The sequence below is a fragment of the Pseudomonas canadensis genome (genome assembly GCF_000503215.1).
In the GTDB taxonomy this organism is placed as follows: domain Bacteria; phylum Pseudomonadota; class Gammaproteobacteria; order Pseudomonadales; family Pseudomonadaceae; genus Aquipseudomonas; species Aquipseudomonas canadensis.
Window position 1 is genome coordinate 139,169 of sequence record NZ_AYTD01000010.1, and the last position, 11,094, is coordinate 150,262.

General features: G+C 61.8%; 10 protein-coding genes. 3 read left to right on the plus strand and 7 right to left on the minus strand.

The window, feature by feature from the left end; all coding sequences use genetic code 11:
• Positions 1-93: 93 nt before the first annotated feature.
• Complete coding sequence (locus tag U367_RS0105145) at positions 94-648, minus strand: UPF0149 family protein (RefSeq protein ID WP_028615965.1); 555 nt, start codon at positions 646-648, stop codon at positions 94-96.
• Between the two features lie 98 nt (positions 649-746).
• The gene (locus U367_RS0105150) at positions 747-1,994 is read right to left on the minus strand and encodes a chloride channel protein (RefSeq protein ID WP_028615966.1); all 1,248 of its coding nucleotides are present in this window, start codon (positions 1,992-1,994) and stop codon (positions 747-749) included.
• A gap of 193 nt (positions 1,995-2,187) precedes the next feature.
• Here U367_RS0105150 and U367_RS0105155 point away from each other — a divergent pair, with 193 nt between their 5' ends.
• Together U367_RS0105155 and nudC are read left to right on the plus strand one after the other, a co-directional pair.
• Entirely contained in the window at positions 2,188-3,000 is an 813-nt protein-coding gene (locus U367_RS0105155; RefSeq protein ID WP_028615967.1) for a crotonase/enoyl-CoA hydratase family protein, read from the plus strand.
• Positions 3,001-3,005: 5 nt separating this feature from the next.
• Positions 3,006-3,839, plus strand: a complete 834-nt coding sequence (gene nudC, locus U367_RS0105160; protein ID WP_028615968.1) for an NAD(+) diphosphatase — start codon at positions 3,006-3,008, stop codon at positions 3,837-3,839.
• Here the strand turns inward: nudC and U367_RS0105165 are convergent.
• The 3 genes from U367_RS0105165 to U367_RS0105175 all read right to left on the minus strand — a co-directional run bounded on the left by U367_RS0105165 (position 3,807) and on the right by U367_RS0105175 (position 6,563).
• Positions 3,807-4,586 carry a TSUP family transporter gene (locus U367_RS0105165; protein WP_028615969.1) on the minus strand — a complete coding sequence of 260 codons (780 nt, stop codon included), beginning with the start codon at positions 4,584-4,586 and terminating at the stop codon, positions 3,807-3,809. The two genes, nudC and U367_RS0105165, sit on opposite strands and share 33 nt — an antisense overlap.
• Before the next feature lie 196 nt (positions 4,587-4,782).
• Positions 4,783-5,499: a phosphatidylcholine synthase gene (gene pcsA, locus U367_RS0105170; protein ID WP_028615970.1), complete on the minus strand. Its 717-nt coding sequence runs from the start codon at positions 5,497-5,499 to the stop codon at positions 4,783-4,785.
• Positions 5,500-5,648: 149 nt separating this feature from the next.
• On the minus strand, positions 5,649-6,563 hold the full coding sequence (locus U367_RS0105175; protein WP_028615971.1) for a class I SAM-dependent methyltransferase: 915 nt from the start codon (positions 6,561-6,563) through the stop codon (positions 5,649-5,651).
• Between the two features lie 191 nt (positions 6,564-6,754).
• On the opposite strand from U367_RS0105175, the gene mdeB reads away from it, so the two are divergent.
• The gene (gene mdeB / locus U367_RS0105180; RefSeq protein WP_028615972.1) at positions 6,755-9,421 is read left to right on the plus strand and encodes an alpha-ketoglutarate dehydrogenase; all 2,667 of its coding nucleotides are present in this window, start codon (positions 6,755-6,757) and stop codon (positions 9,419-9,421) included.
• Position 9,422: 1 nt separating this feature from the next.
• Here mdeB and U367_RS0105185 read toward each other — a convergent pair whose 3' ends face one another.
• The gene (locus U367_RS0105185) at positions 9,423-9,911 is read right to left on the minus strand and encodes a DUF1289 domain-containing protein (RefSeq protein WP_028615973.1); all 489 of its coding nucleotides are present in this window, start codon (positions 9,909-9,911) and stop codon (positions 9,423-9,425) included.
• 100 nt (positions 9,912-10,011) lie between these two features.
• The coding region (locus tag U367_RS0105190) for a ribonucleotide-diphosphate reductase subunit beta (protein ID WP_028615974.1) at positions 10,012-11,094 on the minus strand (1,083 nt) is incomplete at its 5' end.

Below are 11,094 nucleotides of genomic sequence, written 5' to 3' on the forward strand. Positions count from 1 at the left end.
AAGATCAAGAGCGACTCGCTTCGCATCGTGGATACGCGGTCCTTGTAGGAGCCGGCTTGCCGGCGATGCAGGCGCCTCGGTCCCTGCAGGCTGTTATCGCTTCGCCAACCAGTAATCATGCAGTGCGCGCGCTGCCGGTTCGATTTCGCCGACGCGTTGCTGGTGTGCTTGCACATCGAGGTCGGCCGGGAGTTCGAAGTTGTCTTGTTCGGCGCACCAGGAGATTTTTTCCAGCCGTGCAGCCTGTTCTGCCGGCAGTTCCGGCCAGTTGCCGATGGCGGCGCCGCGGATGTAGCCAAAGCACCATTCTTCGGCAAGGGTCACGGTGTGGCCTTGGTGTTCGGTTTCGTCGAAGCGGGCGTTGAAGCCGGCGGCGTCGGTCGCCAGTTGTGCGGCCAGGGTGTTGAGGTGGCGCACGCACAGTTCGAGGAAGCGTTGCGCTTCGTCCATGTTGTCCCATTCCGGGTTCTGGCCGCCCCAGATCGCGGGGAACCACTCGGCCACGTCCACCTGGGCTGGGCTGGAGACCAGCGCGGTGAAGTAGCCGTCGAGTTCGGCCTGGTTCAGCACCGAGTGGTCGTCACCGTACTTGAGCAGGGTGTTTTCGATGAATTCGAATTCGGCGGCGGTGAGGGGTTGGGCGTGCATGGGGCATATCCTTTAAACGTCGAGCGCCGCGAATGGGGCGGCTTAAAGCGCGAAGGATGGCGTGTGTGCCGGGTTTTATCCAGCCTTTTGCAGCGTTTTTACCCGCGCCATTGGCACAGCTTGCTCACACACATCGAACCCACCACGGCCAGGATGATCGGCACCAGGAAGTCGTGGTCGATGCGAGTGAACTCCGCCACCAGCACAATCGCAGTCAACGGCATGTTCATGCTGGCGGCCAGGAAGGCAGCGGCGCCGATGATTGCGAATGCGCCCAGGGGCACGCCGGGCCAGACCAGGCTCCAGGCGCCACCGAGGATGATTGCCAGTAAGGCGCCATTGGCCAGGCCTGGGGTGAGCAAGCCGCCTTCGGCGCCGGCGCGCAGGCTGCTGGTGGTGATCAGTACTTTGACCACCAGCAACAACGCCGCCAGGCCTATCGTCAGTTCATTGTCGAAACCCAGCTGCGCCGGGCCTTTGCCATTGCCGAGGATTTGCGGCAACAGCATCGCCAAACCGCCGATCAGGGTGAAGTTGATCAATGACAGCACCGGCAGGCGCCAGCCCCTGGCGGCATTCGCCCGCGCCTCGCCGGTGAGCCGCGTGAAAGCGTACGCCGCCACGCCGAAGATCGGGCCGCAGACCACCGCCCAGGCAATCAGGGCAGGGTTCAACACGAAGTGCGGGACTGCATATTGCGATTGCGCACCCAACCCGATCCACGCCACCGAGGCTGCAATCGCTGAAGTCGCCAACGCAATCACCGCCGCCGGCCAACTGAACGCGCCCACCAGCACTTCCAGCACGAACACCGCGCCACCCAGCGGTACGTTGTACACCGCGGCCAACCCGGCTCCGGCACCGCAGGCGACGATCAGGCGATGCATCTGCGGGTCGAGTCCAGCGCGCAGGGACAACCAGGTGGCGGCCAACGCCCCGACTTCCCGCGGCGCCACTTCACGGCCCAGGGGAGAACCCAGGGCCACGCTGATGATCTGCAGCAAGGCGTGGGCGAGCGTGGTCTTGGGTGGCATGATCGGCATCTTCTCCGACACCGCGTGCTTGATGCTCACCAGCGGCCTGCCGTAACGATAAATCGCCCACCAGCCCAATCCCGCCACCAGGCCGCACACCACCAGCACCAGCAGCCGCCGCTCAGGCGGCGCCGCCGTCACGCCCAGCAGGAAGGTTTCATGGCTGACCAGGCTGTCAAGGCTATAACCGTAGGCCAGGTGCTGGATACCATGCAGCAGCAACGCCAGCAACATCCCGCCCAAACCGGCACCGATGCCGGTCAGCACGACCACCAGGGCGAGAATCAAGGATGAGCGAAACGGGGTCGGCATAGGCAGCTCCAGGCAATGGCCCTGATTGTATAGCCGATAAATCGGCTGCCCTGGATGAAATGTATTGGCGCTGCAATGAACCGCACGCCTACAACATTCCATTACCTTTGCCTGTCCCGTTTTTGGCCGATGTGCCGTCACGTTCCCTTGTTATAGTTCGGGCCTTATCACTCGCCAGTCAGGGATCACTGCCATGTCCGAATACCAAGCTTTCGTCGTCGAACTCACCGGTAACGTTGCCCATGTGCAGATCAACCGCCCGGAAAAGATCAACGCGATGAACGCGGCGTTCTGGACCGAAATCATCGACATTTTCCAGTGGGTCGAAGACACCGACGCCGTGCGCGCCGTGGTGCTGAGTGGTGCCGGGAAGCATTTCTCTTCCGGCATCGACCTGATGATGCTGGCCTCGGTGGCCAATGAATTCGGTAAGGACGTGGGCCGCAACGCACGCTTGCTGCGCCGCAAGATCCTTGAGCTGCAAGCCTCGTTCAATGCGGTCGACAACTGTCGCAAGCCGGTGTTGGCGGCGATCCAGGGTTACTGCATCGGTGGCGCAATCGACCTGATCAGCGCCTGTGACATGCGCTACGCCGCCGAAGGCGCGCAATTTTCCATCAAGGAAATCGACATCGGCATGGCCGCTGACGTCGGCACCCTGCAGCGCCTGCCGCGTATCATCGGCGATGGGATGCTCCGTGAGCTGGCCTACACCGGCCGCCAGTTCGGCGCCGAGGAAGCGCGCAGCATCGGCCTGGTCAATCGCGTCTATCCCGATCAGGACAGCCTGTTGGCCGGGGTAATGGAGATTGCCCATGAAATCGCCGCCAAGTCGCCGATTGCCGTGGCCGGCACCAAGGCCATGATCAGCTACATGCGTGACCATACAGTCAATGACGGCTTGGAATACGTTGCCACCTGGAACTCGGCTATGTTGCAATCCAACGACCTGCGCGTGGCCATCGCGGCCCACATGAGTAAGCAGAAACCCGAATTCGTGGATTGACTGACATGACCCCAGGCTGGATTACCACAACGCTGCTGGACAACGACACCCCTGGCGGCTGGGCCGTCGCCCGCAGCCGCGACGGCTTTTTGCATGACACCAACGGCCCGTTGTTCCCCCGGGAATGGCTCAAGCGCCAGGACCTGTCGGTGTTTGCCGAGCACGGCATTGGCCACCTTGACGGCGAGCCGGTGTACCTGCTGGAACTCAATGCACCTGCTGAAGTGACGGGTTGCAGTTGGCAGGGGTTGCGCGGTTTCATGCTGCAAGGCGATCACACCCTTTACAAGGTGCTGGGCTACGCAGCGCAGATCGGCACTTGGGCGCGGGAACACCGGTTTTGTGGGAGTTGCGGCCAGGCCATGGTCCAGGTACCACGGGAGCGCGCGATGTACTGCCAGGCCTGTGACCTGCGCAGCTACCCGCGTATCTCGCCGAGCATGATCGTGTTGGTGACCCGTGGTGACGAGATCCTGCTGGCGCGTTCGCCACGCTTTGTCACGGGGGTGTACAGCACGTTGGCGGGGTTTGCCGAGCCGGGTGAGTCGGCCGAAGACTGCCTGATCCGCGAGGTGCGCGAGGAAGTGCAGGTGGAGGTCAAGAACATCCAGTACATGGGTAGCCAGTGCTGGCCGTTCCCCCATTCGATGATGCTGGGCTTTCATGCCGAGTACGCCGGGGGCGATATCGTGCCCCAGGCTGATGAGATCGAAGACGCGCAGTGGTTCAACATCCACGACTTGCCGCCGTTGCCGGCGTCACGTTCGATTGCGCGTTACTTGATCGACCTGTATTTGGCCCGCCGACTAGGTCACGCTGAACCAGTGCTGCCAGGCTAGGCGCACCGTCAGGCCGAGGACCACGGTGATGAACACCGGGCGAATGAATTTGGCGCCGCCGCTGATCGCGCTGCGTGCGCCAAAGAATGCGCCACACATCACCGACACGCCCATGGCCAGACCGACGATCCAGTCCACCGAACCATTGATGATGAACACCGTCAGCGCTCCCGCGTTGCTGACGAAGTTCATGCTGCGCGCCACACCGCTGGCTTTCACCAGGTCGATGGGGTGCAACAGCATCGTGCTCACGGTCCAGAACGCCCCGGTGCCGGGGCCGGCCACGCCATCGTAGAAGCCCAGGCCGAAGCCCTGGGTGGATTGCCATTTCTTCTTGATCGGTGCATCGGCGTCCACTGGCGCCTTGGGCGTGCCGCCGAACAACAGGTACACGCCACAGGCGAACACGATCACCGGCAGCATCTTGTTCAGGGTTTCAGCCGGCAGGTAATGGGCGACCACGGCGCCGGTCAGCGCACCGATCAGCGTGCCGACAATGGCATGCACCCACTGGCGCGGATGGAACAGCTTGCGCCGATAGAAGGTGAAACTGGCGGTGGCGGAGCCGAAGGTGGAACTGAGCTTGTTGGTGCCCAGTACCAGATGCGGCGGCATGCCGGCGGTGAGCAGGGCGGGCGTGGTGAGCAAGCCCCCGCCGCCGGCGATGGCATCGATGAAGCCGGCGATAAAAGCGACCGCCGCCAGGATGGCGAGGGTGGTGAGGTCTACGCTGAGTTCGAAGGGCATGGGTTGGGCTTATTATTGGCAGGGTGCGCAGCGAAGGGGCTGGGCGAACGGCCGCCATCTTACTCGCGGGGAGTCTGCAAATCCAAATGTGGGAGGGGGCTTGCCCCCGATGGCAGTGCTCCAGCTGACTCATCTTTAGCTGACCCACCGCTATCGGGGGCAAGCCCCCTCCCACATTTGAAGAGTGTTCACCGGGTCATTTGTGTGTTCCCAGCCACTCCAGTGCCGTGCGCCAGATACAAATCCCCAGGAAATACGCCGACATCACCGACCACAAGCCAAACGTCCACGGGTTGGTGTTCGGGTAATCCATCACCATCAAGAAGCTGCACAGCAACCAGATCGTGGTTACTGCAATATTGATCGGCATGAACCGCTTCACCCGGAACGGGTGCAGGAATTTCATCGGCGTCACGGTCAGCAGGGCCAGGCCGATCACGGTGAGCAAGGTGACCCAGGCTTCCGGCTGGATGATATAGACGCACAAGGCCACCACATTCCACGCGGCGGGGAAGCCGACGAAGTAGTTGTCCTTGCTCTTCATATTGACGTTGCAAAAGCAGAACAGCGACGACACCAGGATCACCGACACGGTAAACAGGTGGGTAAAGTCCGGCAGGTCGATATAGCGATAGATAAACAGGGCGGGGATAAACACGTAGGTGAGGTAATCGATCACCAGGTCCAACACCGAGCCGTCGAAGCTCGGCAGTACCGTGCTCACATTCACTCGTCGCGCCAGTGAGCCATCAACCCCGTCCACTACCAGCGCCAGGCCCAGCCACAGCAGGCAGGCCTTGGGTGAGTTTTCCAGCAGCGCCAGGGTGGCCAGGAAGGCCAATACCACACCGGTGGCGGTAAAGCCGTGGGCGCCCCAGGCTTTGAGTCTGGCTACATGCAGGGTCGATATCACGGGCGGTTCTCCAAAAGGTGAAACAGGGCAGCCGACGACGTGACGCCGTCGAGTCTGGCCGGGGAATGCAGGTATCGACCGGGAAGGGGGTAAGAAGGTTCACCACCCCGGTGTATCACTTAGCGTAGCAAGCGTAAGACATTTCGGCATCAGCCCTGGCGGAATACCAACGCCTTTAAGCCACTTTGCGCATCAATATCAGGAAATTCCGGCGGGTTTTGCAACCGCTCGACAAAACGCAGGCCCGGTGCTTCGCGGGTGACGCCGTCGATCAGGAAGTCTTCACCGAAGGCCGGGTCGTTCATGCACGCCAGTACGGTGCCCTGTGGCGTGAGCAGATCTGGCAGGCGGCGCAGTACGCGCTGGTAGTCCTTGGTCAACAGGAAGCTGCCTTTCTGAAACGACGGCGGATCGATGATCACTAAGTCGTAGGGGCCGTTGTTTGTGACCTTGGCCCAGGACTTGAACAGGTCGTGGCCCAGGAAGCTGACGTTGCTCAGGTCATGACCATTCAGGCGATGGTTGTCGCGGCCACGGCTCAGGGCGCCACGGGCCATGTCGAGGTTCACCACGTGGTCGGCGCCACCTTCGATGGCCGCCACCGAGAAGCCACAGGTGTAGGCAAACAGGTTGAGCACGCGCTGGCCCTTGGCCTGCTCACGCACCCAGTTGCGGCCGTAGCGCATGTCGAGGAACAGCCCGCTATTCTGTTTTTTACCCAGGTCGATCAGGTAGCGCAGGCCACCTTCGGTGATGGTCAACTCGTCGACAGGGTTGCCCGACAGCCATTCGGTGGTGCTTTGCGGGAGGTAACGGTGTTGCAGCGCGATGGTGTAGGTGCCGAACTCGGTTTGCAGCAGGTGCTTCAAGGCGTCCAGTTGTGCCGCGTCCGGTTCTTTGAACAACGCCACCAGCAGCACGCCTTGCAACCAGTCCACCGTCACTTGCTCAAGGCCCGGCCAGCAACGGCCACGGCCATGGAACAGGCGGCGAGTTTCAGCCGGTGGGGTCGCCAGGGCGGTGAGCAGGTGGGTGTGCAGGGTGGCGAGTGCGTCTGGGGTCATCGTTAAACGTCGGTCGTTGAGCGGGCGGCATTTTAAACACAATTGCGGGCTTTCGTCCTGCTTGAGCATAACGTGCTGCCAGAAGCAAAATTGGCAGTGATTCATGCTCAAAATTCAACGTCGAGCGCCTGATAACAGGCAAAAAATCCTCCAGCACCGACATAAACTGGAAAAAAAGCCCGGAGGTGCCCATGAACGGTTTCACGAATGCGGTGATTGATCAGCAAGAGTTGGATGAGTGGCGCGACGCCCTGGCGTCCCTGGTCACGCACGCCGGCCCGGCGCGGGCTCGGCAGATCCTCGACTTGCTGGCGCAGGATGCCAGTGCGCCGCATATCGATTGGAAACCGCACCACGGCACGGCCTACATCAATAGCATCAGCGTCGAGCAGCAACCGGCATTTCCCGGCGACCTCGCTACCGAAGAACGTCTGGCCTCGCTGGTGCGCTGGAACGCGTTGGCCATGGTGGTGCGGGCCAACCAGGCCTACGGCGAGCTGGGTGGCCATATCGCCAGTTACGCCAGCGCGGCGGACTTGTTCGAAGTCGGCTTCAACCACTTTTTTCGCGCCCGTAACGAGGGCTTCGGCGGCGATCTGGTGTTCTATCAGCCGCATTCCGCGCCAGGCATCTATGCTCGCGCGTTCCTTGAAGGGCGTTTGAGCGAAGACGACCTGGCGCACTATCGCCAGGAAATAGGTGGGACCGCGCAGGGCGCACGCGGCCTGTCCAGCTACCCGCACCCGTGGCTGATGCCCGACTTCTGGCAGTTCCCCACCGGTTCCATGGGCATCGGCCCCATCAGTTCAATCTTCCAGGCGCGCTTCATGCGCTACTTGCAGCACCGCAACTTGCAGGACACCACCGACCGTCACGTCTGGGGCGTCTTCGGCGACGGCGAGATGGACGAGCCGGAAAGCATGTCGGCCCTGACCCTGGCCGCTCGCGAAGGCCTGGACAACCTGACCTGGGTGGTCAACTGCAACCTGCAACGCCTCGACGGGCCGGTGCGCGGCAACGGGCGCATCATCGATGAGCTGGAGGCCTTGTTTGCCGGCGCCGGCTGGAACGTGATCAAGTTGGTGTGGGGCTCGGACTGGGATGCGTTACTGGCCAAGGACGCTGACGGTTCGCTGGTCAACATTTTGTCCAACACGGTTGACGGTCAATTTCAGACCTTCGCCGCCAAGGATGGCGCCTACAACCGCGAACACTTCTTCGGCCAGAGCGAGTCCCTGGCCCGGCTGGTCGAGGGCATGAGCGATGAGCAGATCAACCGCCTCAAGCGCGGCGGCCACGACATGGTGAAGATCCACGCCGCCTACCACGCCGCACGGCGGGTCAAAGGCAAACCCACGGTGATCCTGGCCCAGACCAAAAAGGGCTTTGGCATGGGCGAGGCCGGGCAGGGCAAGATGACCACCCACCAGCAGAAGAAGTTGGACCGCGATGCGTTGATCGCCTTCCGCAATCGCTTCCAATTGCCGCTGACCGATGAACAGACCGAATCCCTGAGCTTTTTCAAACCGGCCGAGGACAGCCTGGAGTTGCGCTATCTGCACCAGCGTCGCACGGCGTTGGGCGGCTACGTGCCTAGTCGCAGCCAGGTCGCCGCCCCGGTCAGCGTGCCGGCCGTATCGGGTTATGCCGCCTTCGCCACGGCTGCCGACGGCAAGGAAATGTCCACCACCATGGCCTTCGTGCGCATGTTGACCAACCTGCTCAAGGACAAGGCGCTGGGGCCGCGCATCGTGCCTATCGTGGCAGATGAAGCGCGCACGTTCGGCATGGCCAACCTGTTCAAGCAGATCGGCATTTATTCCAGTGTCGGCCAGCGCTACGAACCGGAAGACATCGGCTCGATCCTCAGCTACCGCGAAGCCACCGACGGGCAGATCCTGGAGGAGGGCATCAGCGAAGCCAGCGCCATCAGTTCCTGGGTTGCGGCGGCCACCAGCTATTCGGTGCATGGCCTGCGCATGTTGCCGTTCTACATCTATTACTCGATGTTCGGCTTCCAGCGCGTCGGCGACCTGATCTGGGCCGCCGCTGACCAACGTGCCCGTGGCTTCCTGCTCGGCGCCACCGCCGGACGCACCACCCTGGGTGGCGAGGGCTTGCAGCACCAGGACGGCAGCAGCCACCTCACCGCGGCCACCGTGCCCAACTGCCGCGCCTACGACCCGGCGTTCGCCGGGGAATTCGCGGTGATCCTCGACCACGGCATGCGCCAGATGCTCGAACACGATGTGGACGAGTTCTACTACGTGACCCTGATGAACGAAAACTACCCGCAGCCCAGCCTGTCGGAAGGGGTTGAAGCGGCGATCATCAAAGGCATGTACCGCCTGCAAGGCGCGGTCGATGCCCAGGTGCGCCTGCTCGGGGCTGGCACGCTGGTACGCGAGGCGCAAGCGGCGGCACAGTTGCTGGCGGATGATTGGCAGGTGACGAGCGACGTGTTCAGCGTCACCAGTTTCAGCGAGCTGGCGCGGGATGCGCGGGAGGTGGAACGCTGGAACCGCTTGCATCCGCAGGCCGTTGCGCGGATCAGCCATGTGAATGAATGCTTGCCCAAAGGCGTGCCGGTGATTGCGGTGACTGACTATGTGCGGGCAGTACCGCAGATGATTGGCGCTTACCTGGATTCCAGCTACACCGTGCTGGGGACGGACGGCTTTGGGCGCAGTGATACGCGGGCGGCGCTGCGGGATTTCTTTGAGGTGGACCGCCACCACATTGTGCTGGCGGCGCTGACGGCGTTGGTGAAGCAGGGGCGTCTGGAGGCGCGGGTGTGCCAGGAGGCGATTGAGCGTTATGACCTGCAGGCCGAACGCGCAGCCTCCTGGAATTGCTGAGTTAAAAACTGGCTATCAGTGGAGGCCCAAAAGCCTCCCTGATAAACCCCGGTGCGATATACCGCTCGTAATGCGCCTCGGACAGCAGGAAAAACTCCCGGTCAATCGCATCCCGCAGATCCGCCAGGCTGCGCTCGCGAAACTCCGGCAGCAACGCCAGCCCATACGCGTCCAGCTTGGAAATCACCCGCGCACCCCGGGCAATCAGCTGATACGCCCAGCAATAGGCCGACTGGTGCGGCATGAAACGGATCTTGCGAGTCTCAAGCTGCTGGCGCAGCAGGTGCGCATCAAACACCTCCAACTTGCTGGCCATGACCTGTACCAGCAATTGCTCCAGGCGCAGCCAAACCGCCTGTTTCTCGTCGGCGTTGTAGCCGTTCCACTGGATCACTTCATGGTGGTAACGCTTGCAGCCCCGGCAGACCAGGTCCCCGTAAACGGTGGAACACAGGCCGACGCAGGGGGTCTTGATGGTTTGATTGGGCATAAAAACTATTTAACGGGTATCAACACCAAACCTGTAGGAGCTGGCTTGCCGGCGAAGGCGCCCGCATGATCGCCATCGCCGGCAAGCCAGCTCCTACACGTTAGTCCCAGCTCAGCGCGCCGCCGGTCTGATACTCGATCACACGGGTTTCGAAGAAGTTCTTCTCTTTCTTCAAGTCCATGATTTCGCTCATCCACGGGAACGGGTTAGTTGTCCCCGGATACTCTTCTTTCAGACCAATCTGCGACAGACGACGGTTGGCGATGAACTTGAGGTAGTCCTCCATCATCGCCGCGTTCATGCCCAGCACACCGCGTGGCATGGTGTCGCGCGCGTATTCGATCTCCAGCTGAGTCCCTTGCAGGATCATCTGGGTCGCTTCTTCCTTCATCTCGGCATCCCACAGGTGTGGGTTTTCGATTTTGATCTGGTTGATCACGTCGATACCGAAGTTCAGGTGCATCGACTCGTCACGCAGGATGTACTGGAACTGCTCGGCCACGCCGGTCATTTTGTTGCGACGGCCCATGGACAGGATCTGGGTGAAGCCGCAATAGAAGAAGATGCCTTCCAGCACGCAGTAGTAGGCGACCAGGTTGCGCAGCAGCTCTTTGTCGGTCTCGACGGTGCCGGTTTCGAACTTCGGATCGGAGATCGAACGGGTGTACTTCAGGCCCCAGGCGGCTTTCTTAGCGACCGATGGGATCTCGTGGTACATGTTGAAGATCTCGCCTTCATCCATGGCCAACGATTCGATGCAGTATTGGTAGGCGTGGGTGTGGATCGCTTCTTCGAAGGCCTGGCGCAGGATGTACTGGCGGCACTCCGGGTTGGTGATCAGGCGGTACACGGCCAGCACCAGGTTATTGGCGACCAGGGAGTCGGCGGTGGAGAAGAAGCCCAGGTTGCGCATGACGATGCGACGCTCGTCGTCGGTCAGGCCTTCAGGGTTTTTCCACAGCGCGATGTCGGCGGTCATGTTGACCTCTTGCGGCATCCAGTGGTTGGCGCAGCCGTCGAGGTACTTCTGCCAGGCCCAGTCGTACTTGAAGGGTACGAGCTGGTTGAGGTCGGCGCGGCAGTTGATCATGCGCTTTTCGTCAACGGCGACACGGGCGGCGGAGCCTTCCAGCTCGGCGAGGCCTTCGGCGACGTCGAGTTTGTCGAGGGCGGCCTTGGCGCG

Coding starts and splice junctions, on each gene's coding strand:
- U367_RS0105145 (WP_028615965.1), bottom strand. CDS start 648: ATGCACGCCCAACCCCTCACCGCCGCCGAATTCGAATTCATCGAAAAC.
- U367_RS0105150 (WP_028615966.1), bottom strand. CDS start 1,994: ATGCCGACCCCGTTTCGCTCATCCTTGATTCTCGCCCTGGTGGTCGTG.
- U367_RS0105155 (WP_028615967.1), top strand. CDS start 2,188: ATGTCCGAATACCAAGCTTTCGTCGTCGAACTCACCGGTAACGTTGCC.
- nudC (WP_028615968.1), top strand. CDS start 3,006: ATGACCCCAGGCTGGATTACCACAACGCTGCTGGACAACGACACCCCT.
- U367_RS0105165 (WP_028615969.1), bottom strand. CDS start 4,586: ATGCCCTTCGAACTCAGCGTAGACCTCACCACCCTCGCCATCCTGGCG.
- U367_RS0105175 (WP_028615971.1), bottom strand. CDS start 6,563: ATGACCCCAGACGCACTCGCCACCCTGCACACCCACCTGCTCACCGCC.
- mdeB (WP_028615972.1), top strand. CDS start 6,755: ATGAACGGTTTCACGAATGCGGTGATTGATCAGCAAGAGTTGGATGAG.
- U367_RS0105185 (WP_028615973.1), bottom strand. CDS start 9,911: ATGCCCAATCAAACCATCAAGACCCCCTGCGTCGGCCTGTGTTCCACC.